The organism is Bradyrhizobium betae, assembly GCF_050632175.1.
In the GTDB taxonomy this organism is placed as follows: domain Bacteria; phylum Pseudomonadota; class Alphaproteobacteria; order Rhizobiales; family Xanthobacteraceae; genus Bradyrhizobium; species Bradyrhizobium betae_B.
Genome location: NZ_CP192576.1, coordinates 5,316,148 through 5,337,852, shown reverse-complemented (window position 1 = coordinate 5,337,852; position 21,705 = coordinate 5,316,148). Strand labels below are relative to the sequence as shown.

General features: G+C 64.8%; 20 protein-coding genes. All 20 read right to left on the bottom strand.

Going from position 1 to position 21,705, the window contains the following annotated elements:
- Positions 1-49: 49 nt before the first annotated feature.
- The 20 genes from ACQ86E_RS25575 to ACQ86E_RS25480 all read right to left on the bottom strand — a co-directional run bounded on the left by ACQ86E_RS25575 (position 50) and on the right by ACQ86E_RS25480 (position 21,695).
- Entirely contained in the window at positions 50-1,054 is a 1,005-nt protein-coding gene (locus tag ACQ86E_RS25575) for an ABC transporter ATP-binding protein (protein WP_431202345.1), read from the bottom strand.
- Entirely contained in the window at positions 1,051-2,061 is a 1,011-nt protein-coding gene (locus tag ACQ86E_RS25570; protein ID WP_431202344.1) for an ABC transporter ATP-binding protein, read from the bottom strand. The genes ACQ86E_RS25575 and ACQ86E_RS25570 overlap by 4 nt, the downstream gene beginning before the upstream one ends.
- A gap of 2 nt (positions 2,062-2,063) precedes the next feature.
- On the bottom strand, positions 2,064-2,957 hold the full coding sequence (locus ACQ86E_RS25565; RefSeq protein WP_431202343.1) for an ABC transporter permease: 894 nt from the start codon (positions 2,955-2,957) through the stop codon (positions 2,064-2,066).
- Positions 2,954-3,904, bottom strand: a complete 951-nt coding sequence (locus ACQ86E_RS25560) for an ABC transporter permease (protein WP_431202342.1) — start codon at positions 3,902-3,904, stop codon at positions 2,954-2,956. Before ACQ86E_RS25560 ends, ACQ86E_RS25565 begins: the two co-directional genes overlap by 4 nt.
- An 83-nt stretch (positions 3,905-3,987) precedes the next feature.
- The gene (locus ACQ86E_RS25555) at positions 3,988-5,409 is read right to left on the bottom strand and encodes an amidase (RefSeq protein ID WP_431202341.1); all 1,422 of its coding nucleotides are present in this window, start codon (positions 5,407-5,409) and stop codon (positions 3,988-3,990) included.
- Between the two features lie 135 nt (positions 5,410-5,544).
- Positions 5,545-6,480 (bottom strand): carbohydrate kinase family protein, encoded by a 936-nt coding sequence (locus tag ACQ86E_RS25550; RefSeq protein ID WP_431206561.1) that lies wholly within the window; start codon positions 6,478-6,480, stop codon positions 5,545-5,547.
- Between the two features lie 10 nt (positions 6,481-6,490).
- Positions 6,491-7,681 (bottom strand): multiple monosaccharide ABC transporter permease, encoded by a 1,191-nt coding sequence (mmsB, locus tag ACQ86E_RS25545; protein WP_431202340.1) that lies wholly within the window; start codon positions 7,679-7,681, stop codon positions 6,491-6,493.
- Positions 7,678-9,255, bottom strand: coding sequence for a multiple monosaccharide ABC transporter ATP-binding protein (mmsA, locus tag ACQ86E_RS25540; RefSeq protein WP_431202339.1), 1,578 nt, complete (start codon positions 9,253-9,255; stop codon positions 7,678-7,680). Before mmsA ends, mmsB begins: the two co-directional genes overlap by 4 nt.
- A 210-nt stretch (positions 9,256-9,465) precedes the next feature.
- Positions 9,466-10,539, bottom strand: coding sequence for a multiple monosaccharide ABC transporter substrate-binding protein (gene chvE, locus ACQ86E_RS25535; RefSeq protein ID WP_431202338.1), 1,074 nt, complete (start codon positions 10,537-10,539; stop codon positions 9,466-9,468).
- Positions 10,540-10,612: 73 nt separating this feature from the next.
- Positions 10,613-11,491, bottom strand: coding sequence for an SMP-30/gluconolactonase/LRE family protein (locus ACQ86E_RS25530; RefSeq protein WP_431206560.1), 879 nt, complete (start codon positions 11,489-11,491; stop codon positions 10,613-10,615).
- The gene (locus tag ACQ86E_RS25525) at positions 11,491-12,567 is read right to left on the bottom strand and encodes an aldose epimerase family protein (protein WP_431202337.1); all 1,077 of its coding nucleotides are present in this window, start codon (positions 12,565-12,567) and stop codon (positions 11,491-11,493) included. Before ACQ86E_RS25525 ends, ACQ86E_RS25530 begins: the two co-directional genes overlap by 1 nt.
- A gap of 2 nt (positions 12,568-12,569) precedes the next feature.
- A complete protein-coding gene (locus ACQ86E_RS25520; protein WP_431202336.1) occupies positions 12,570-13,496 on the bottom strand; it encodes a Gfo/Idh/MocA family protein in 927 nt (308 codons plus the stop codon).
- A complete protein-coding gene (locus tag ACQ86E_RS25515) occupies positions 13,493-14,266 on the bottom strand; it encodes a FadR/GntR family transcriptional regulator (RefSeq protein WP_431202335.1) in 774 nt (257 codons plus the stop codon). The genes ACQ86E_RS25520 and ACQ86E_RS25515 overlap by 4 nt, the downstream gene beginning before the upstream one ends.
- A complete protein-coding gene (gene yjfF, locus ACQ86E_RS25510; RefSeq protein WP_431202334.1) occupies positions 14,263-15,243 on the bottom strand; it encodes a galactofuranose ABC transporter, permease protein YjfF in 981 nt (326 codons plus the stop codon). The genes ACQ86E_RS25515 and yjfF overlap by 4 nt, the downstream gene beginning before the upstream one ends.
- Positions 15,240-16,232: an ABC transporter permease gene (locus tag ACQ86E_RS25505; protein WP_431202333.1), complete on the bottom strand. Its 993-nt coding sequence runs from the start codon at positions 16,230-16,232 to the stop codon at positions 15,240-15,242. Before ACQ86E_RS25505 ends, yjfF begins: the two co-directional genes overlap by 4 nt.
- Positions 16,229-17,773 (bottom strand): sugar ABC transporter ATP-binding protein, encoded by a 1,545-nt coding sequence (locus ACQ86E_RS25500; RefSeq protein WP_431202332.1) that lies wholly within the window; start codon positions 17,771-17,773, stop codon positions 16,229-16,231. The genes ACQ86E_RS25505 and ACQ86E_RS25500 overlap by 4 nt, the downstream gene beginning before the upstream one ends.
- A 117-nt stretch (positions 17,774-17,890) precedes the next feature.
- On the bottom strand, positions 17,891-18,856 hold the full coding sequence (gene ytfQ / locus ACQ86E_RS25495) for a galactofuranose ABC transporter, galactofuranose-binding protein YtfQ (RefSeq protein ID WP_431202331.1): 966 nt from the start codon (positions 18,854-18,856) through the stop codon (positions 17,891-17,893).
- A gap of 373 nt (positions 18,857-19,229) precedes the next feature.
- Positions 19,230-20,402: a fumarylacetoacetate hydrolase family protein gene (locus tag ACQ86E_RS25490; protein ID WP_431202330.1), complete on the bottom strand. Its 1,173-nt coding sequence runs from the start codon at positions 20,400-20,402 to the stop codon at positions 19,230-19,232.
- 79 nt (positions 20,403-20,481) lie between these two features.
- Entirely contained in the window at positions 20,482-21,459 is a 978-nt protein-coding gene (locus tag ACQ86E_RS25485; protein ID WP_431202329.1) for a HEAT repeat domain-containing protein, read from the bottom strand.
- A gap of 2 nt (positions 21,460-21,461) precedes the next feature.
- On the bottom strand, positions 21,462-21,695 hold the full coding sequence (locus tag ACQ86E_RS25480; protein WP_008141081.1) for a 4Fe-4S dicluster domain-containing protein: 234 nt from the start codon (positions 21,693-21,695) through the stop codon (positions 21,462-21,464).
- Between the last annotated feature and the right edge of the window lie 10 nt (positions 21,696-21,705).

The window sequence follows — 21,705 nt, the reverse complement described above, 5'->3', positions numbered from 1 at the left end:
ACTCCCCGGCCTCTCTCTTCGTAAGCCTACGCCAATTCCGTCCACGACACTAACCTTCCATGGACGCCTGCGGCAACGCCATCACGGCCTCCGCCTTGTGACAGGCTGCGAGATGGCCCTCGCCCACATTGCGTAGCAAGGGCGGAACCTCGCGGCAATGCTGGTCGGCGAGCGGACAGCGCGCGACATAAGGACACCCGCTCGCAACAGCCGATTGCGAGGCGATCGCCTGGGCCCCGCGTCGCCGCCGGCCGCCACCGGCGCGCACCCGTGGCACGGCATCCAGCAGCGCCCGCGTATAGGGATGGGCGCACCGCTCGAACAAATCCTCCGGCCGGCCCTGTTCGACGATCCGGCCGAGATACATCACCGCGACCTCGTCGCAGAGATAGTCGACCACGGCGAGGTCATGGCTGATCAGGATGTAGCTGAGGCCGAACTGCTCCTGCAGGTCCTGCATCAGGTTCAGCACCTGCGCCTGCACGGAGACGTCGAGTGCGGAGACCGGCTCGTCGGCGACGATCAGCTTCGGCTGCGTGATCAGCGCGCGTGCGATCGCGATGCGCTGGCGCTGTCCACCCGAGAATTCGTGCGGATATTTGTCCATGTCGGCATCACGCAAGCCGACCTGACGCAGCACCGCGGCGACGCGGTCGCGAAAGGCTGCGCGGTCGGCATCGTCCAGCACGGTAAGCGGCTCGGCCACGATACGCGCGATGGTCTGGCGCGGATCGAGCGATCCGTAGGGGTCCTGGAACACCATCTGAAAATCCCGACGGGCGCGGCGCAGCTCGTCGGCCGAGATGCGATTGAGATCGCGCCCGAGCAGCGCAACCTGCCCCGACGTCGGTCGCTCCAGCGCCATCACCACCCGCGCAAAGGTCGACTTGCCCGAACCGGACTCGCCGACAATGCCGAGGCTCTTGCCCGCGGCCACCTGTACGCTGACGCCGTTGAGTGCGCGGACCTGCCCTGGCGGGCGGAACAGGCTTTCGCGCGGTAGCGCGTAGCGCTGCTCGAGATCCTTCACGTCAAGAAGCGGCGCCGCCGTCATACGGGCGCCCCGACATTCGCGGCCATCGAGACATCGGTACGCAGGCAGCGCACGCCATGGCCGGCGCCGACTTCGACCATTGGCGGCAGCACCGCGCGGCATTGATCAATCACAAGCGGACATCGTTCGGAGAAAGTGCAGCCGGCCGGCAGATCGGCAAGCTCCGGCACCGTGCCCGAGATAGTCGTCAGCCGCGTCCCCTTGCGCGCGCCGAGCTTCGGCCGAGCGCGGAACAGGCCCTGCGTATAGGGATGGCCCATGCGGCGGAACACTTCGTCGGTCGGACCGCTCTCGACCACCGTGCCGCCGTACATCACCATCATGCGCTGCACGTTCTCGGCGATGACGCCGAGATCGTGCGAGATCAGGATCATCGACATGCCCCGCTCCTCGACGAGGTCGGCGATGAGGTCGAGGATCTGACCCTGGATGGTGACGTCGAGCGCGGTGGTTGGCTCGTCCGCTATCAGAAGGTCTGGCTCGCAAGCTAGCGCCATGGCGATGGTGACACGCTGGCGCTGGCCGCCGGAAAACTGGTGCGGATAGGCATCGATGCGCCTGGCCGGATCGGGCAGTCCGACCCGGTCGAGCAAGGCGATCGCCTCCCGCCGCGCCTGCGACGCCGAATATTTCCTGTGACGCCGCAGCGGCTCGGCGACCTGATGACCGATCGTGTGCATCGGATTGAGCGCGGTCATCGGCTCCTGGAAGATCATGCTGATCCGGTTGCCGCGCAGCTTGCAATAATCCGCATCGGGCAAACCGGCGAGTTCGCCGCCGTCAAGCTTGATGCTGCCGGTGACGACCGCGCTCTCAGGCAACAACCCCATCAGCGACAGCGCCGTGACCGACTTGCCGCAACCGGATTCACCGACGAGACCGAGCGTCTCGCCGCGCTTCAGCGCAAAGCTGACGCCGCGCACCGCCGGTGCCGGCCCGCGACTGGTGTTGAGGCGGACGCCGAGATTGTCGACGGCGATCAGTGGTGCGGTGGAACGCTCGCCCATCGTCACCGCTCCCGCGCCAGCCTGGGATCAAGCAGATCGCGCAGGCCATCCCCGAGCAGATTGAGGCCGAGGACCGCGATGGCGATCGCAGCGCCGGGATAGACCGCGAGCATCGGCGACTGGAACAGCAGCGTCTGCGCGTCGTTCAGCATCCGCCCCCAGGACGGTTGCGGCGGCTGCGTGCCGAGGCCGAGATAGGACAGCGCGGCTTCGGCAAGGATGGCGAGCGCAAACTGGATGGTGACCTGCACGATCAGGATCGACAGAATGTTGGGCAGCACGTGCTCGATGGTGATGCGGAATTTGCCCTTCCCCGAGGCCCGCGCGGCCAGAACGAATTCACGCGCCCAGATCGCATTCGCGGAGCCGCGCGTCAGCCGGGTCAGCGTCGGGATCTGAAAAATGCCGATCGCGACGATCGACGTCACCATGCCCGGCCCCACGACCGCGGCCAGCATGATGGCGGAGAGCACGGCGGGAAAGGCGAAGGCAAAATCGGAGAACCGCATGATGATCTCTTCGGTCCAGCCGCGTCTCGCCGCCGCGATCAGGCCGAGGCAGACGCCGCAGGTGAGACCGATGCTCACGGCGATGACGCCGACCAAAATGGTCGCGCGCGCGCCCGCGAGCAGCAGCGAGACGATGTCGCGGCCGAAGGAATCGGTGCCGAGCCAGTGCGCCGCCGATGGTGGCCGGAGTTTCGAGGCGATGTCGATCTCGTAGGGCGAATACGGCGTCCACACCAGCGACAGCAGTGCCGCGGCAAGCACGACGAGGCTGAGCGCACCGCCCAGCACAAAGCTGCGATGGCGCAGCGCGCGGGCCCAGAAGGTCCGGGCCGGCAACCGGCGCACCACGACCGGCGCATCAACCGAACTGGTCAGGGGCGCGCTCACAAATCGTGGACCTTGATGCGGGGATCGATGAAGGCATAGAGCACGTCGACCACGAAATTGACGATGACCACCATGGCGGCCAGCAACATCACGCAGTTGCGCACCACGATGAGGTCGCGATTGGCGATCGACTGGAAGATCAGGCGGCCGAGCCCCGGCAGGTAGAACACGTTCTCGATCACGATGGTGCCGGCCAGTAGATTGGCGAATTGCAGTCCCATCACCGTCATCACGGGGATCATGGCGTTGCGCAGCACGTGGCTCCACAACACCTCGCGCTTGCCGAGCCCCTTTGCGCGCGCAGTGCGGACGAAGTCTTCGCGCAGCACGTCCAGCACCGCCGAGCGCGTGACGCGCGCGAGGATCGCAGCCTGCACCACCGCGAGCGAGACCGCCGGCAGCAGCAGCGATTTGATCCCCAGCCAGATGCCGTCCTCCCAGCCGGGAAAACCGCCCGCGGACAACCATTGCAGCCGCACCGAAAACAGCAGCACCAGGAGAATCGCGAACCAGAAATTCGGCAGCGCGATGCCGATTTGCGTCAGCGACATCACGCCGACATCGCCGAGCTTGTTGTGATTGGCGGCGGTGTAGATGCCGGCCGAGAGCGCCAGCACAACCGTGATCAACATGGACATGATCGCAAGCGGAATGGTCAGCACCAGCCGTTCCGCAATCAGGCTCCCAACCGGCGTGCCATAAACATAGCTGTTGCCGAGATCGCTGACGAGCAGTCCCTTGATCCACTGCAAATAGCGAACCGCCAGCGGCTGGTCGAGCCCGAGCTTGACCGTGAGCGCGCGGACCGCATCCGCCGACGCGTCGGCGCCCATCAGCATCTGCGCGGCATTGCCCGGAAGCGCGTCCAGCACCAGAAAAATGATCACAGATGCGCCGACCAGCGTCGCCAGCAAGGTCAGGACACGTCGGAGGACAAAAACGCTCATGCGCGATTAGATTCAGGGCTCATCCGCGGCACGATCAACATTCCGGGGGCCGGACGCAAGCCCTTTGCAGCGCGCGCATCCGTTCAGCCGGGCCAGCGGGACAACAGATCGTGCGAAGCCTCGAACAGCGCGCTGGCGCGCAGCAATTCGGCGTCGGCACGGAAGCGTCCGACGAGCTGAAGTCCGATCGGCAGGCCGTCGCTGCCGAATCCGCAGGGCAGACTGATCGCGGGGTGCCCGGTCATGTTGAACGGCATGGTCCAGGGGAACCAGTGCGGCCGGACGCTGTCGAAATGTGCCCCGTCGATCTCGATGGTGCCGAACAGGTCCTGATCGATCGGCAGCGCAGTGCGGGTGATGGTCGGCATCGCCAGGAGATGCCCGCGCGCAAGCAAGGATTGCACGCGACGAAACAGCGCGGTGCGCGCGAACATCGCCTCCTGATAAGCAACGCCGCTGACATTGGTCGCGAGCGCAACCTGCTCGACGAAGGCTTCACTAAGAACGTCGCCATGCTCGGCGACCAGTTTGGCGAAGCGCGTGCGCCAGACGGTGTGATTGATCGCGCGCCAGATCGGCTCGACGTCAAACCCGTCGCCGGAAAACTCCTCAAGCTCGGCACCGAGGCTTGCCAGCCGATCGAGGCTCGCCTTGAAGCTGGCTGCGACATCGGCGGATACCGGCCGTCCGGGCGGCGAAGCGCAGAACAGGATCTTCTGTCCGCGCAGATCGCCCCGCGGCGCGGCGGTGCCGATGAAGTCGGGCACGGGGACACCGATCGACCAGGGATCGCACGCGTCTTCGCCGGCCATGGCCTGCATCATCAGGGTGGTGTCGGCGACATCACGGGTCATCGGCGTGACATAGGTCTGGTTGCCGAACGCATCGAGTGCCTGGCTGTGTGCGATCACGCCGTTGCTCTGCTTCAGCCCGACCACCCCGTTGCAGGCGGCCGGAATCCGCGTCGAGCCGCCGCCGTCGGTCGCGATCGCCAGCGGTGCGATGCCGCTTGCAACGGCCACCGCCGCACCGCCGCTAGAGCCGCCGGAAGAGCGCTCCGCGCTCCAGGCGTTGCGGGTACGGCCGAACAGCGGCGAGTCGGTCAGGCATTTGCTGCCGAACTCGGGCGTCGTGGTCTTGCCGATCAGGATCGCGCCTGCCGCGCGCAGCCTGGCGACAGCGACGGCGTCCTCGGTCGGCACATTGTCCCTGTACGGAACGGCGCCGAACGTGGTCTTCACGCCGCGTGTGTTGACGATGTCCTTCACCGTGACGGGAATGCCGTGCAATAGGCCCAGAGGCTCGCCCGCCATCACCCTGCGCTCGGCGTCGCGCGCCTCGTCCATCGCCTCCTCACCGCAGAGCGTGATGAAGCAGTTCAGCTCGGGCTGGAGCGCCTCCGCGCGCGCGAGCACGGCCCGCGTGACCTCGACCGGGGAGATCTTCTTGCGGTGGATCTGCTCGCGCAGCTCGACGGCGGAGAGGAAACAGAGATCAGTGCTCATAAATTGACATGCTCGCGTCAGGACGCGCGGACCTTGCCAGCGCGCACCTCACCTGTCCATTTCGGCTGGCGCATGGCCGCAGTCCGCCGGGACATCTCGGAGGATACCTGTCTCGGAGGATGTCTGGGCGCTCTGCTACCAGTTCCAGCTGACCTCGTGGCTCCAGGGCGGATCGGCGCCCGGACGGGTGCAGGTGATGCCGGCGCATTCGACGGCAAAAGTCAGCGCGCGGCGGAGTTCGTCGGCGCCTATGTCCTTCAGTTGCTGCCGGGCGAGCCGCCCCTGCTTGTGCAGGGCAAACACCAAAGCGGCCTGAAAACTGTCGCCAGCGCCGACGGTATCGCCAACCACGACCGTCGGCGCGGGGACTTCGACCTGCCCTGCCCTGGCGTGCCACGCGAGCGCACCGTCGCTGCCGCGGGTGATGACGACGAGGCTGGTGCCCTGCCCGAGCAACGCGCTGGCGCGTTGGCCGTAAGGCTCGGCTCCAAAGAGATAGGCGAAGTCGACGTCCGACATCTTGACGAGATCGGCGCCCTCGGCGAACTCGGCCATGCGCGCGAGATAGGCCGGCTTGTCCTTGACCAGATTGGGGCGGCAATTCGGGTCGAAGCAGATCGTCGACGATGCGCGCGCGTCTGCGATCAGGGCTTTCGTCTCGGCGGCGCCTTGATCATCGACCAACGTGGTCGAGCCGACATGCACGGCCTCGATGTTCGCGAACGGGATAACCCCGAGCTGGTACACCCAACTCCTTGTCGCGCTGCCGGCGTCATAAAAGGCGTATTGCGCCTCGCCCGCGACCATGCGGACGAAGGCAAGCGTGGTCTGGTGATTGCTGCGCGTCGCACGTCTGAGATCGACGTTCGATGCCGCGGCGTGATCGGCAATCATCTGCCCGAACACGTCGGTCGAGATGCCGCCGACGAAACCAGTCGGCGCACCCAGCCGCGCGAGACCGATCGCCACGTTCAGGCAGGAGCCGCCCACCGCCGGCATCACCGCTTCGCGTCCCTCCACGCTCCGCGTCGGCACGAAGTCGATCAGCGCATCGCCGCAGGCAATCAGCATCGGCACGGGCTCACCGCCGCTGATTGTACACGTCGATGCAGACCGCCCCGAGCAGCACCAGACCCTTGATGACCTGCTGGTAGTCGATGCCGATGCCGAGGATCGACATGCCGTTGTTCATCACACCCATAATCATCGCGCCGACTACGGCGCCTCCGACGCGCCCGACGCCGCCATAGGCCGAGGCGCCACCGATGAAGCAGGCGGCGATGACGTCGAGCTCGAAGCCCAAACCTGCCTTGGGCGTCGCGGTGTTGAGGCGCGCGGCAAAGACGAGGCCGGCCAGCGCAGCCAGCACGCCCATGTTGACGAAGGTGAGAAACGTCAGCCGCTCGGTCTTGATGCCCGACAGGCTGGCCGCCTTGGCGTTGCCGCCGACAGCGTAGATCTGACGGCCGATCACGGTGCGGCGGGTGACGAAGCCGTAGAGCGCGATCAGCGCACCCATGATCACCAGTACGTTCGGCAGGCCCCGATAGGTCGCGATCAAATAGGTGAAATAGAGCACCGCGCAGGCCAGCAAAATGCTCTTGCCGAGGAAAAACGCGTAAGGCTCGGCCTCGATGCCGTGCGAGAGCTCGCGCGTGCGGCTCCTCGCGCTCGCATAGACCAGCCCCAGCGCCAGCAGAGCCCCAACGAGCATCGAGGTGGGATGCAGCGTGCCGGCCTCGGGCAGCAGCTCCGGAATGAAGCCAGACGACAGTTTCTGGAAGGTCGGCGGGAACGGCCCGAGCGACTGGCCCTGCAACACCGCCAGCGCCAGGCCCTTGAACACCAGCATGCCGGCCAGGGTGACGATGAAGGACGGGATCTTGAAATAGGCGACCCAATAGCCCTGCGCCGCGCCGATGGCGGCGCCGACCACGAGGCACGCGATGAAGGCGAGCGTATAGTCGACCTTGTAGGTCACCATGAGCAGGGCGGCCACGGCACCGACGAAGCCTGCGACAGAGCCGACCGACAGATCGATGTGTCCGGTGACGATCACCAGCAGCATGCCCAGCGCCATGATGACGATGTAGCTGTTCTGCAGCACCAGGTTGGTGAGGTTGAGCGGCTGCAGCAGCGTGCCACCGGTCATGACCTGGAAGAACAGCATGATCGCGAGCAGCGACAGCAACATGCCGTAACTGCGCAGATTGTTCTTGATGAAGCTGCCGTGCCGGCGCTCCTCGGGCAGCGTAACCGTCTTGTCGGTCATGGCTGCGATCCTCCTATCTCTGCGGCCTCAGGCGCGCTGTTTCCGTTGCTTCGTTCATTGCGCATGATGGCGCGCATGATCTTTTCCTGCGTCGCCTCCGCACCCTTGAATTCCCCGACGAAAGCACCGTCGTTCATGACGCAAATGCGGTCGCAGACGCCGAGCAGCTCGAGCATCTCCGAGGAGATCACCACCACACCGCGGCCGGCCTCAGCAAGCTCGTTGATGATACCGTAAATCTCGTATTTGGCACCGACGTCGATGCCCCGCGTCGGCTCGTCCAGGATCAGGACCTTGGGATCGGTCATCAGCCATTTCGACAGCACAACCTTCTGCTGGTTGCCGCCGGAGAGCTGGCCGGTCTCCTGGTAGACGTCGGAGCAGCGGATCCGCATCCGGTTCCGATAGTCGCTCGCAACCTTCAGCTCAGCGATGTCGTCGATCACCCTGCCAGGCGCGACCTGGTCGAGGCTTGCGAGCGTGATGTTCTTGCGGACGTCGTCGGCGAGGATCAGCCCGAGTTGCTTGCGGTCCTCGGTGACATAGGCAAGGCCGGCGTCGATCGCGGCGGCCACGTTCGGCAGCGCGATCTCATGGCCTTCGAGCCAGATACGACCGCTGATGTTGGTGCCCCAGGAACGGCCGAACAGGCTCATGGCAAATTCGGTGCGGCCTGCGCCCATCAAGCCCGCGATCCCCACGACCTCACCGCGCTTGACGCTGAAATTGACGGCCTTGATCACCTGCCGTTCGGGATGAATGGGGTGATAGACCGACCAGTTCGCGACCTCGAGCACGCATTCGCCGATGGTCGCGCTACGCTCTGGAAAGCGATGGGCGAGATCGCGGTTGACCATGCTCCGGATGATGCGGTCTTCCTGGATCGGCTCGGCATGGCAGTCGATGCTGTCGACGGTGCGGCCGTCGCGCAGCACCGTGATGTGGTCAGCGACGCGGGCGACCTCATTGAGCTTGTGCGAGATCAGGATCGAGCCGATGCCCTGTTTGCGGAATGCCATGAGGCGTTCCAGCAGCGCGGCGCTGTCGGCCTCGTTGAGGCTCGCGGTCGGCTCGTCCAGGATCAGCATCCGCACCCGCTTGGAGAGGGCTTTCGCGATCTCGACCAGTTGCTGCTTGCCGACACCGAGATCGGTGATCAGCGTATCCGGCGATTCCTTCAGGCCGACTTGGGCCAGAAGATCGCGGGTGCGCCGGTAGACCTCATCGCGATCGATCACGCCGAATTTCGACGGCGGATGCGACAGGAAAATGTTCTCCGCGATCGACATCAGCGGGATCAGCGCAAGTTCCTGGTGGATGATGATGATGCCGAGCGCCTCGGAATCGTTGATGTCTCTGAAGCGGCGTTCCTCGCCATCAAAGACGATGGTACCCTCGTAGCTGCCATGGGGGTAGACGCCGCTGAGCACCTTCATCAGCGTGGACTTGCCCGCGCCGTTCTCGCCGACGAGGGCGTGGATCTGTCCGGCCTCGACAGAGAAATTGACATCGCGCAACGCCTGCACGCCTGAAAAGCTTTTGCTGACGTTTCGCATCTCCAGCATGGCGGTCATTGGATCATGTCCTCAAATCGATCGGATGTTGGCGCTACATCCCCATCATCATTGCGATCGCAGCGAAGCAATCCAGACTCTCTCCGCGGCGGCAGACTGGATTGCTTCGCTGCGCTCGCAAAGACGGAGTGCATAGCAACCACCGGCGGCAGGAATGAGCTCATCACCTTGCCCCTCTCCCCGCAAGCGGAGAGAGGGGACGAGCAAGCCTTACTGGAACTGCGACTTCTTGTAATAGCCGCTGTCGACCAGGACCTTCTCCCAATTGTCCTTGTAGACCACGACCGGCTTGAGCAGATAGGACGGGACGGTCTTGACGCCGTTCTCGTAGGTCTTGGTGTCGTTCACCGTGACCTGCTTGCCGGCAAGCGCCGCATCGACCATGTCGGCGGTCACCTTGGCGAGGTCGCGGGTGTCCTTGAAGATGGTCGAGTACTGATCGCCACGCAGCATCGCCTTGATCGAGGGTACCTCGGCGTCCTGCCCGGAGATGATCGGCATCGGTTGATCGGCGCTGCCATATCCGACGCCCTTCAGCGAAGAGATGATGCCGATGGAAATGCCGTCATAGGGCGACAGTACGGCATTCAGTTTCTTCTTGCCGTAATAGGCGCTGAGCAGATTGTCCATGCGAGCCTGCGCGGTGGCGCCGTCCCAGCGCAAGGTCGCAACCTTGTCCATGCCCATCTGGCCCGAGGCGACGACAAGCTTACCGCTGTCGATGTAGGGCTTCAGCACGCTCATCGCGCCGTTGTAGAAGAAATAGGCGTTATTGTCGTCGGGCGAGCCGCCGAACAGCTCGATGTTGAACGGGCCCTTGCCGTCCTTCAGACCGAGCCCCCGCTCGATCGATTGCGCCTGCAGCACGCCGACCTGGAAATTGTCGAAGGTGGCGTAATAGTCGACGTTCGGCGTGCCGCGGATCAGGCGGTCATAGGCGATGATGGTAATGCCTTTTGCCTTCGCTTGCTTGAGCACGTCGGACAGCGTGGTGCCGTCGATCGCGGCAATCACCAGCGCCTTGGCGCCCTTGGTCACCATGTTCTCGACCTGCGAGAGCTGGTTCGGGATGTCGTCCTCGGCATACTGCAAATCGGTGTTGTAGCCGCGCTCCTTGAGCACCTTGACCATGTTGTTGCCGTCGTCGATCCAGCGCGCCGACGACTTTGTCGGCATGGCGATGCCGACGGTCGCCTTGTCCTGGGCAGACGCAGTCGTGCTTGCCGCCATCATCGCGGCGCCGGCCAATGCCAGCGCGAGGAATGTCGTCTTGAGTTTCAGCATGGTTCACTCCCTTGGGTGTCAGACTGTTTCTTGGTTTCATCGCAAACGTCGGTCGTGGGCAGGGTCAGGTCTCCTATGCGAGCATCACGTCGGGCTCCGCGCGACCTCGCGCGGATGCCTCCAATAGAAAAGTGCAGCCGGCTTGCGGATCGTCGGCGCGCGCTGCGGCGTCCATGTCCTGCCAGGCCGAGGTGACGAGCAGGCGCGACAGATCGGGACCGACGAAGGCCGGGCAGCTCGCCTGCTTCGCCGGCACACTGAGTGAGCGCAGGCGCTCGCCTTGCGGCGAATAGACATCGATACGGCTCGCGCCCCAGCAGGCGTTCCATATCTGGCCATCGGCGTCGCACACCGAGCCGTCGAGACCGCCGATGCCGCTGTGGCGCAGCAGCACCTCGGGCTCGCCGCGCGGGAGGCCCGTCGCGGGATTGAGCGGCACGGAATAAAGCACCGCAAGCGCGGTGTCGGTGAAATAGCCGATAGCTCCGTCAGGCGAAAAGCAGATGGAATTGGGAATGCTGATACCGGGAAACAGCGTAGAGATTTTGCCGCGATGGAACGCGTAGATCGCACCTGCACCCCGCTCGGCGTTCCTGCCCATGGTCCCGATCCAGAACGTGCCGGACTGATGCACGCGGCAATCATTGGAGCGGGTTGTGGGATTGTCCGCTTCGAGCGGACAGAACAGCGTCATCGCGCCATCGTCTATGTTGCGAATGTAGAGACCGTCCTCCGCGACAATCAGCTGCCGTTCGGCATCGATACGCCCGAGCGCGCTCGCCATCCGGCCGAGTGGGTGGACGCGAATGCTGCCATTGCCTAGATGTGCCTCGAACAGACGCCCCTCACGAATGTCGAACCACCATGCGGTATCGGTCGCAACGTCATAGGTTGGCCCTTCGCCGAGATGGCACGGCTCGGCCGAGAGGACGGAGGTCGGCACCTGTTCCATCATGGCGCCCTTGCCCCAAAGCGATAGACGGTGTGATGGCGATAGACCCCGCCGGGATCGAGGCGCGGGCTCGGGAAATCCGGCCGGTTCGGCGCGTTTGGCCAGATGTGCGGCTCCAGGCACATCGCGTCCGACTGCCGGATCAGCTTGCCGCCCTTCCCCGAGATCGTGCCGTCGAGATAGTTGCCGGAATAGACCTGAAGGCCGGGCTGATCGGTGAAGAGCTCCATGATGCGCCCCGAGCGCGGCGCCTCCAGCCGCGCCGCGAATGCGAGCTTGCCGTCGCGCCCGAGACAATAGGTGTGGTCGTAACCCTTGCCGTGACGCAATTGCTGATCGCTCTCGCGGATACGCTCGCCGACGGGGCGCGGATCGCGAAAATCGAACGGCGTGCCGGCGACCGCGCGCGGCGGCTCCGGCAGCGGGATCGCGGTGGGGTCAATGGCGAGGAAATGATCGGCGGCAACTGTAAGCTTGTGGTCGAGAATGGAGGTGCCTGAGGTCGCGCCTTCCAGATTGAAGAAACTGTGATTGGTCAGGTTAACGATGGTCGGTCGATCCGTTCGCGCCTCCATGGTCAGCGACAGCTCCGTCGGGCCAGTAACGCGATAGGTCAGGCTGACATCGAGCTTGCCGGGATAATTCTCCTCGCCGTGCGGACTGACATAGGTCAGCGTCACCGCCGGCTCCGCGCCGTCGTCGATCTCGACAATCTCCCAAAGCTTGCGGTCAAAACCGTCCAGCCCGCCATGCAGCGCATTCGGGCCGTTGTTGACGGGAAGCTGAAACGTCTCACCGTCAAGCGAGAACTGTCCCTCGGCGATACGGTTAGCGTAGCGGCCTACGGTAGCGCCCAGAAACTTTCGTTCGGCGAGATAACCGGCAAATGCATCATGGCCGAGCACAACGTCGTCGCAGCTTCCTTTGGCGTCCGGCGCGATCAGGGCCTGCAAGACCGCGCCATGGGTGATGATGCGGGCTTCGAAGCCGCCCTCCCCGCGCAGCGTGATGCGCTCGACATTGCGGCCATCCGGCAGCGTTCCGAAGACGTCATCTTCTATTCTTGCACCAGCCATGGTCAGTCCACAAAAGGTTCGACGATTATGCGCTTGCCGAGCAGGAAGGCATCCGCGACGAGGCGGAGCGGCACCAGGTCGACGTCGCTCGCGCCTGTGACGGAGAGCTCGACGAAACGCCGGTACAACTCACGATATTCCTCATCGGGTGCCTCGGCGACTTCCTTGCCGTCGATCGACATGCGCCGCCCGCCGCCGGACAACGTCATTTGCCCCCGGTCGGTTTCCACGGAGATATCCCAGCTCTGGGGGCCGGTCTGGCGGAAGTCGAATTCAGCGGTGACGGGCAGGCCATCGAGGTCGGCCAGCAACAGCTTCGCGGCAATCGGGGCCTGGCAATTGGCGGGAAAGGCCAGTTCGGCCGCGGTGACGAAGACCGGCTTCGACAGAATACGGGTCAGGATCGAGAGTGCGTTGATGCCGGGATCGAACACGCCGAGACCGCCAGGCTCCCAGATCCAGGCCTGCCCGGGATGCCAGACGCGGACGTCCTCTTTCCAGTTGATGTGCACGGACAGAATGCGACGCGTGGCGAGCCACTCACGCGCCGGCTCGACCGCCGGCGCATAGCGCGAATGCCAGGTCGCAAACAATGTCCGCTTTAGCCCCGCCGCCATCGCGATCAGGGGATCGAGCTCGGCGACGCCGATGCCGGGTGGCTTCTCCAGCATGACATGCTTTCCGGCGGCGAGCGCGGCCACGGCCTGGCCGCGCCGCACCTGCGGCGGCGTGCAGAGCGAGACGGCGTCAATCGCCGGCCCCTTCTCCAGCAAGTCCTCGATGGTCGCAAAGTGCGGCAGGTCCGGCAGCGAGGCGTTGCGGCTCGCCACAGCGACAAGCGTCGCGCCCGGTGTCGCGGCGATCGCGCCCACGTGCTGATCGCGCGCGATCTTGCCGAATCCCACGATGGCGATGCGAAGGTCTGTCACGCCGTTTCTCCCGTATCCGCGGAAGGCTGCGCACCGGCCGGGGCCTCGATCACGGCCCCTTCGTGGCGGCGCGTGCCGTTGTGAATCACATGGACCATCGCCTCCGACGCGGCTTCGGCATCGCCGGCCGCGATGGCATCGACGATCTTCTGGTGCCAGAGCAGGACGGTCTCGCGGTCCTCGGCTTCGACTGGTGCGCTGAGCAGGAACGAGGCACGCAGCGCAGCCTCGATGACATGCCCGATCGATCGCATGAACAGATTGCCAGATGCCCGCGCCACCGCGACATGAAGCGCGAGATCGGCATCGGCAAAGCCGACGGAGTCCGACGCTTCAAGTCGCATGCGCTCCATGGCGCGACGAAGCTCGGCGACATCCTCCTCGGACCGCTGCGCCGCCGCGAGCACAGCCGCGCGGGGCTCAACGGCGAGACGGATCTCGGCGAGATCATTCAGGAAGCGCTTGTCGATGCCTGCATCCAGATGCCACGCCAGCACGTCGGCATCGAACATGTTCCAGGCGGCTCGCTCGCGCACGACGGTGCCGACCCGCGCTTTGGTGGTGAGCAGGCTCTTGGCTACGAGAGTCTTCACGCTCTCACGCAACACCGGTCGCGACACACCGAACATCGCGATCATCTCGGCGTCGCCCGGCAGCCGCGTTCCCTCCGCATAGCGGCCGGCGATGATGTCGACGCCGATCGATCGAGCCACTTCCGCATGGTTGGAATGGGCCCGCCGCGTCGGGATGACGACGATGCGCGATGTCATGAAGCTGCTCCCGCACGCCTGGCGGCAGGCCGGCGCGCAAGCGCGACCAGCCCCTTCTGCAGGGCGATGAAGGCGAACAGCAGCACACCGGTCGCGATCTTGGTCCACCAGCTGGACAGCGTCCCGTCGAAATTGATGTAGGTCTGGATCAGCCCCTGGATCAGCACGCCAAGGAATGTGCCGATCACCGATCCTTGCCCGCCCGTGAGCAGCGTGCCGCCGATCACGACCGCGGCGATGGTGTCGAGCTCGACACCGACCGCGGAGAGCGAATAGCCCGCGCTGGTGTAGAAGGAGAAGACGATGCCTGCGACCCCTGCGAGCAGGCTCGACAGCATGTAGATCTTCACCGTCATCGTGCCGACGGCGACGCCCATAAGACCTGCGGTGGTGCGGCTGCCGCCGAGTGCATAGACGTTGGCGCCGAACCTGGTAAGCCGCAGCAGCAAGGCGCCACCGATCACGATGACCAGCATGATGATGGCAATCGCCGTAAGCCGCCCGCCGCCGGGCACGCGCAGTGCGAAGTCCGACACGGTGGAATAGACCGGTGCGGTGATCGGCACCGATTCCGTCGAGAGCAGGAAGCTTGCGCCGCGCGCCAGGAACATGCCGGCGAGTGTTACGATGAAAGGCGGCAGATCGAAGACATGGATGATGGCGCCCATCGCCGCCCCGAAAGCGGCCGACAGCGCGAGGATGGCGACGAAGGCGACGAGAGGCGGCATGCCCCAGCGCTCGATTGCCAGCGCCACGAAGACGGTAGTGAAGCCGATCACCGAGCCGACCGAAAGGTCGATCCCCCCGGAGATGATCACAAAGGTCATCCCTGTCGCGACGATGCCGAGGAAGGCGTTGTCAGTGAGCAGATTGCCGACCACGCGGGTGGAGGCGATATTGGGAAATTGCACGGCACAGAGCGCAAAGCCCGCAACCAGCACGATCGCCGTGATCAGGACAGGCGGCAGGCCCTTCATGCTTTCGTCCTCCGCAGCCGCATGGCCATACCGGCAAGGCCTGAGAATTTCGGCGATTGCAGGAGCAACACCGCGAGCACCACCCCCGCCTTGACCAGCAAGTTGAATTCCGGCGGGTAGCCTGACAGCAAGATTCCAGTGTTCATGGTCTGGATGATCAGCGCCCCCAACACCGCGAGCACAAGACTGAAACGGCCGCCGAACAGCGAGGTGCCGCCGATCACCACCGCGAGAATCGCGTCGAGTTCGAGCCACAAGCCTGCATTGTTGGCATCGGCGCCCATGATGTCCGCGGCCGCGATCACGCCCGCAAGAGCGGCACAGACGCCGCACCAGACATAGACCGCCAGGATCATGGCGCGCGTGCCGACGCCGGCAAGCTCGCTCGCCCGCGCATTGCCGCCGGTCGCCTCGATCAGGAGCCCGAGCGCGGAGCCGCGCACCACCGTGCCGGTGACGATCAGCATGCCGATCGCAATTGCGACCGGCACCGGCAGGCCGAGGATAGAGCCATTGCCGAGCCAAACCAGGTCGGGCGAGGAGAAAGTCACGATCCGCCCCTCGGTGATGAGCTGGGCGATGCCGCGGCCAGCGACCATCAGGATCAGCGTCGCGACGATCGGCTGCATGCCGAGCACGGCGACGAGAAACCCGTTCCACAATCCACAGAGCAGGCCCACGCCGAGCGCGGCCGCCAGCACGATCGGAAGCCCGTGGCTGTCGGCGAGGCTCGCCGCGATCGCACCAGAGATGGCCATGATGGCACCGACGGAGAGGTCGATGCCGCGCGTTGCGATCACCAGCACCATGCCGAGCGCAAGCAGCGCCACCGGCGTGCCGCGGTTGAGCACGTCTATCAGGCTGCCGAACAGGCGCCCGTCCTGGAGGCGCAGATCGAAGAACTGCGGCGACACGACGCGGTCGACCGCCAGGATCACGATCAATGCAAGGATCTGGGCAAGCCCGCGGCGCGGCAACAGCGCTGTCATGCCCGCCCCTCACGTGCTGCTGCACCGCCGTCGGCCGCAATAGCCGCGAGAATGCTGGTAACGTCAATCGCTTCGCCCGCGAGTTCCTCGACATGGGCGCGATCACGCAGCACCACGACCCGATCCGAATAGGTCACGATCTCGTCCAGCTCGGACGAAATCACGAGCAGCGCCAATCCGTCGTCGCAGAGCTCGCGGATCAGGCGGATGATCTCGGCATGCGCGCCGACGTCGATGCCGCGGGTCGGCTCGTCCAGCACCAGTAGCCGCGGCGATGTCGCGAGCCATCGCGCAAGCAACACCTTCTGCTGGTTGCCGCCGGAAAGGAGGCCCACGGGGCGCTCGGGATCGGGCGGGCGGATATCGAGCATCTTGACGTAACGCCCCGCAATCTCGTCCTGCTCGCGGCGCGACAGCGGACGATGCAGGCCGCGCTTGGCCTGCAGCGCCAGCACGATGTTCTCCCGGACACTGAGCTCGGCGACGATACCTTCGGTCTTGCGCTCCTCCGGGCAATAGCCAAAACCGTGGCGCACGCCGTCGCGCGGCGATTGAAGCCGCACGGGCGTGCCCTCGACCGTCGCCTGCCCGCGATCGGCGCGCTCGGCACCGAACACCAGCCGCGCCGTCTCCGTGCGGCCCGAACCGAGCAAGCCGGCAAGGCCGACGACCTCGCCATGGCGCAGTTCGAGATTGAACGGTGCGACATAGCCGGCCTTGCCGTAGTTCTCAAAGCTCGCGCAGACGTCGCGCGCCTGATGCTCGCGCGTTGCCGCCCGCGCCCTGGTGGTCTCGGCCAGCTCACGGCCGAGCATCATGCGGATCAATTCGAGCCGGGGCAGCGAGGCGGTTTCGCGCTCACCGACCAGGCGGCCGTTGCGCAAGACCGTGATGCGGTCGGAGATCTCATAGACCTGATCGAGGAAGTGGCTGACGAAGACGATGCCGATGCCGCGCCCCGCAAGCTGGCGCATGATGCCGAAGAGGATCTCGACCTCATGACGGTCGAGGCTGGCGGTCGGCTCGTCCAGGATCAGCACGCGGGCGGAAAGATCGACGGCACGCGCGATTGCAGTGACGTGCTGGATGGCCACCGAATAGTTGCCGAGCGGCGCTGAGACGTCGATGTCGAGGCCGAAGTCCGTAAGCAGCGTCTTCGCGCGGCGGCGCATCTCTCCTTCGCGCACAATGCCAAAACGCATCGGCTGCCGGTCGAGGAACAGGTTCTGCGCCACCGACAGGTTCGGCAAAAGGTTGACCTCCTGGTAGACCGTGGCGATGCCGGCCTGAAGCGCGGCCTTGGCCGAACGTGGCGCGACTTCGTCGCCGCCGAGCCGGACAAAGCCGCCATCCCGCGGGAAGACGCCGGTGATGACCTTGATCAGCGTGGACTTGCCTGCCCCGTTTTCGCCGAGCAGCGCATGTATCTCGCCGGCGCGCAGCGTGAAGTCGACCTCCTGCAATGCATGCACCGCGCCGAAGCTCTTGCTGATCCCGCGTACCTCCAGCAGGGAAGCAGCAGGATCGAGGCTGTTCTCCATGGCAAATTCACTCCCACCGGCACCCGCGTGTGATGCGGACACCCAGCCTAGCCGCTCTTACAGCGGCTTCGAAGAGGGGCGCCGGACCACAGGCCGCGATCCGGCGCGGCACCCGCCTCAGTAACCAAGGCCTTTCTTGCTGTCGTAGATCTTCTGCGGATCGTCGGCCGCAGTATAGAGCCTGGATTCGGTCTGGATCCACTTCGGCGGAACGGTGCCCTTGTCCTTGAAAGCCGCGATGGCATCGAGGGCGGGGCCCGCCATATTCGGTGTCAGCTCGACGGTGGCATTGGCTTCGCCGGCGGCCATCGCCTTGAAGATGTCGGGGACCGCATCGATCGAGACGGTCAGGATCTCCTTGCCGGGCTTGAGGCCGGCTTCCTTCATCGCCTGGATCGCGCCGACCATCATGTCGTCATTGTGGGCGTAGACCGCACAGATATTCTTGCCGCCGCCTTCGGCCTTGATGAAGCTCTCCATCACTTCCTTGCCCTTGGCACGGGTGAAGTCGCCGGTCTGGCTACGCACGACTTTCAAGTTAGTGTGCTTGGCAATCGCGGTGTCAAAGCCCTTCTTGCGGTTGGCGGCGACGCTCGCGCCGACCGTGCCCTGCAGTTCGACGATGTTGCAGGCCTTGGCCCCGACGGTCTTGGCCAGCCAGTCGCCGGCGACCTCACCCTCGTGCACGCTGTCGGAGGTGACGGCGGTCAGATACAGTTCCTTGCCGGAAGGATCGATGTCGCGGTCGAGCAGCACGACCGGAATCTTGGCCTCCTTGGCTTCCTTCAACACCGAGTCCCACCCGGTCGAGACAACGGGCGCGAGGAAGATCGCATCAACGTTCTGCGCGATGAAGGAGCGGATCGCCTTGATCTGGTTCTCCTGCTTCTGCTGAGCATCGGCGATCTTGAGATTGACCTTGCGCTTGGCGGCTTCCTGCTTGGAGACGGACGTCTCGGCCGCGCGCCAGCCGGATTCCGATCCGATCTGCGAGAAGCCGATGGTGAGCTCGGCAGCCTTGGCCGGCAGCGCGAGCAGCAACGCGACCGTGGCGCTGGCCGCAAAGAGGGCTTTAGGGGTCATCAGGCGTGTCTCCCAAATGTTTATTTCGGGCGCCGGTCGGTAGCATGGCACCCAAAGGCCGACCTTTGCGGCGGCGGGAGAGACTATTTCACGGAAGATCGGTTCCGTATAGTCATATTATTTGACTATTCGACTGATCGATACGGACGTTCGGGAGGGGTCCGCAGATGACACGCCAAGCGCGATTTTGTTCCGGGAATGCAACGGGAGGATGAAGGAAAATTAGAGGAACGGCTAGCGCCGCCGGTCATGGCCGGACTTATTCCGGCCGCCCACGTCTCGCCATGTGCCACGAACAACGTATGCCCGGGACAAGCCCGGACATGACGACCTTCTGCAATAGGCTTGGGCGGATTGAAAGACGAAGCGAACGCTAGATCAACTTCCGCTGCGCCAGGTTCTTCATCAACGCACCAATGCCAAACGTCCACGGCTCGCACTCGTCGCTGGTGCGCATGCGGTTGACGAGCTTGCCGAGCTGGGGCGCTGAGATCGTGACGATATCGTCGCGCTTGTGGGTGAAGCCCTGCCCCGGCGCATCGCGATCCTTCACGGGCGCGAACATGGTGCCAAGGAACAGCACGAATCCATCAGGATATTGATGCACCTTGCCGATCGTCTGCTCGACGAGATCGGTTGGATCGCGGCTGATCATGCTGATCGAGGAATGGCCGTCGAGGACGAAACCATCCGTGCCCTTCACGTTCAGGCTGATGTCCAGCGTGCGCGCGTCGTCGAGCGAAAAACTGTCGTCGAACAGCCGCAGCAGCGGGCCGATCGCGCAGGACGCGTTGTTGTCCTTGGCCTTCGACAGCAGCAGCGCCGAACGGCCCTCGAAGTCGCGCAGGTTCACGTCGTTGCCGAGCGCACCGCCGACGATCTTGCCGCGGCTCGAGACGAACAGCACCAGCTCCGGCTCCGGATTGTTCCATGTCGACTTCGGATGCAGGCCGGCATCCATGCCGGTGCCAACCGAAGACAAGGTCGGGGCCTTGGTGAAGACCTCGGCGTCGGGGCCGATGCCGACCTCGAGATACTGGCTCCAGGCGTTCTGGTCGATCAGCACCTGTTTCAAATGCATCGCCTGGTCCGAGCCCGGCTTGAGCTTGGACAGATCGTCCCCGATCAGCCGCGTCACCTCTTTGCGGATGGCTTCGGCCGAGGCCGGATTGCCCTTCGCGCGTTCTTCGATGACACGCTCCAACATCGAGATGGCGAAAGTGACGCCGGCGGCCTTCAGAGTCTGGAGATCGACCGGCGCGAGCAGCCACGGCTTTGTCGGGTTGCGGCCGTCGGGCGGCGTGTTGGCAACGATCGCATCGAGATCCCCGATGCGCTCGCCCTTCGTTGCGGCAAGCGCCTTCGCCGGAGCATCCTCTTCGCAAAGCGCGCTGACGGTCGGAAACTTCGCGGTGACGTCGAACACACCGTCGCTGCGCACGGCTGCCACGGCCGGGCCGTTCGCCTGAGGCAGCCAGACACGGCCCACCAATGTTCCCCGCGTGCCGTCCTCGGGGAGAAGATCCTTGGTTGTCAGTGTCGTCATGGCCGCGTCCTCGCTGTTTCCCGGCGAAGACCAATAAACGTCTGGTTCCGGAAGTCCAGAGCGGCAGGACGCCTCGCGGCTACGCCCCTGCCCGCGCTTTTCGCGCTGCGATCTGCTGGAGTGCCCAACGTGCGTTCTTACGGACATCAGGATCGGCGTCGTCTGCGATGACCGCCAGGAATGCTTCCCCGTCGGGATGGGCGATCTCGCCGAGCGCGGCGGCCGCTTCCTTCCGCAAATTGGCCTGGTCGTGGTTGATGCAGTTTCCGATCGGACGTACCGCGCGCTCGATCTTCATTCTGCCGAGGCTGCGGATTGCTTTCAGCCGCACCTGCCAAAATTCGTCAGCGAGCGCACCGACGAGTTGGTCTGCCGCGATCGAACCGTTGACGTTGAGACCCAGCGTTTCCGCCGCCATCTCGCGGACCATCCAGTCGGCGTCCTTCAGCGCGCGCGTGATCGTCTCGGCCGCGGGCTTCATCTGCGAGAAGGCCAGCGCGCTGACGGCGGCGCGGCGCACATGGGCGTCGGGATCGTTGATCAGTGCGGTCAGCGCGGGAATGGATTCTTCCAGCTTGAGGAAGCCGATCACGCCGATCGCCTGCACGCGAACGGCAGCGTCCGTATCCAGAAGCGCTTCCAGCGCCGGCTTCAGCGTATCCCTGCAGCGCAGCTCCTTCAGCGCACGCAGCGCGCCCATGCGGACGAAAGCGTGGGCGTGCTTGACCAGCGGCAGGATGATCTCGGCACAGGCGGGATCCTTGAACTCGGCCATGCTGTCGGCCGCGGCGGACGCGACGATTCTTTCAGGATCGATCAGCAGCTTTACGAGCGCGCTCGCAGCCTCCGGCCCGTCGAACTCGCCGAGCGCCATCGCGACCTGCTGGCGCACGCCGGCGTCGGGATCTGCGACCATACTGGCGAGATGCGGAACCGCGGCCGGATCGCCGGAATGACCGAGCGCGATGATCGCAACCCGGCGCTCTGCGGGATCGGCTGCCTGAAGCCGCTCGTCGGCGTCTTCGAGGTCGTCATAGGACTCGAATGGGCTCGACATGACTACCTCAGGAGATAGGGAATGTTGACGGTGACGGCGCCGGTCGGGCAATCCGCCTCGCAGGGCATGCAGTACCAGCATTCGTCATAGGCCATGTAGGCCTTTCCGGTCATGTCGCTGATGCGCAGGACGTCGAGCGGGCAGACGTCCACGCACACGGTGCAGCCCTTGTCGGCGATGCATTTGGCGTCGTCGACGACCACCGGAACCGATGTCTGATAGGAAGCGAGAGGCATCGTTGGTCTC

Coding starts and splice junctions, on each gene's coding strand:
- ACQ86E_RS25525 (WP_431202337.1), bottom strand. CDS start 12,567: ATGGCTGGTGCAAGAATAGAAGATGACGTCTTCGGAACGCTGCCGGAT.
- ACQ86E_RS25560 (WP_431202342.1), bottom strand. CDS start 3,904: ATGAGCGTTTTTGTCCTCCGACGTGTCCTGACCTTGCTGGCGACGCTG.
- ACQ86E_RS25480 (WP_008141081.1), bottom strand. CDS start 21,695: ATGCCTCTCGCTTCCTATCAGACATCGGTTCCGGTGGTCGTCGACGAC.
- ACQ86E_RS25515 (WP_431202335.1), bottom strand. CDS start 14,266: ATGACATCGCGCATCGTCGTCATCCCGACGCGGCGGGCCCATTCCAAC.
- chvE (WP_431202338.1), bottom strand. CDS start 10,539: ATGCTGAAACTCAAGACGACATTCCTCGCGCTGGCATTGGCCGGCGCC.
- ACQ86E_RS25550 (WP_431206561.1), bottom strand. CDS start 6,480: ATGCTGATTGCCTGCGGCGATGCGCTGATCGACTTCGTGCCGACGCGG.
- ACQ86E_RS25570 (WP_431202344.1), bottom strand. CDS start 2,061: ATGGGCGAGCGTTCCACCGCACCACTGATCGCCGTCGACAATCTCGGC.
- ACQ86E_RS25505 (WP_431202333.1), bottom strand. CDS start 16,232: ATGACAGCGCTGTTGCCGCGCCGCGGGCTTGCCCAGATCCTTGCATTG.
- ACQ86E_RS25500 (WP_431202332.1), bottom strand. CDS start 17,773: ATGGAGAACAGCCTCGATCCTGCTGCTTCCCTGCTGGAGGTACGCGGG.
- yjfF (WP_431202334.1), bottom strand. CDS start 15,243: ATGAAGGGCCTGCCGCCTGTCCTGATCACGGCGATCGTGCTGGTTGCG.
- ACQ86E_RS25490 (WP_431202330.1), bottom strand. CDS start 20,402: ATGACGACACTGACAACCAAGGATCTTCTCCCCGAGGACGGCACGCGG.
- mmsA (WP_431202339.1), bottom strand. CDS start 9,255: ATGACCGCCATGCTGGAGATGCGAAACGTCAGCAAAAGCTTTTCAGGC.
- ACQ86E_RS25555 (WP_431202341.1), bottom strand. CDS start 5,409: ATGAGCACTGATCTCTGTTTCCTCTCCGCCGTCGAGCTGCGCGAGCAG.
- ACQ86E_RS25530 (WP_431206560.1), bottom strand. CDS start 11,491: ATGGAACAGGTGCCGACCTCCGTCCTCTCGGCCGAGCCGTGCCATCTC.
- mmsB (WP_431202340.1), bottom strand. CDS start 7,681: ATGACCGACAAGACGGTTACGCTGCCCGAGGAGCGCCGGCACGGCAGC.
- ACQ86E_RS25575 (WP_431202345.1), bottom strand. CDS start 1,054: ATGACGGCGGCGCCGCTTCTTGACGTGAAGGATCTCGAGCAGCGCTAC.
- ACQ86E_RS25485 (WP_431202329.1), bottom strand. CDS start 21,459: ATGTCGAGCCCATTCGAGTCCTATGACGACCTCGAAGACGCCGACGAG.
- ytfQ (WP_431202331.1), bottom strand. CDS start 18,856: ATGACCCCTAAAGCCCTCTTTGCGGCCAGCGCCACGGTCGCGTTGCTG.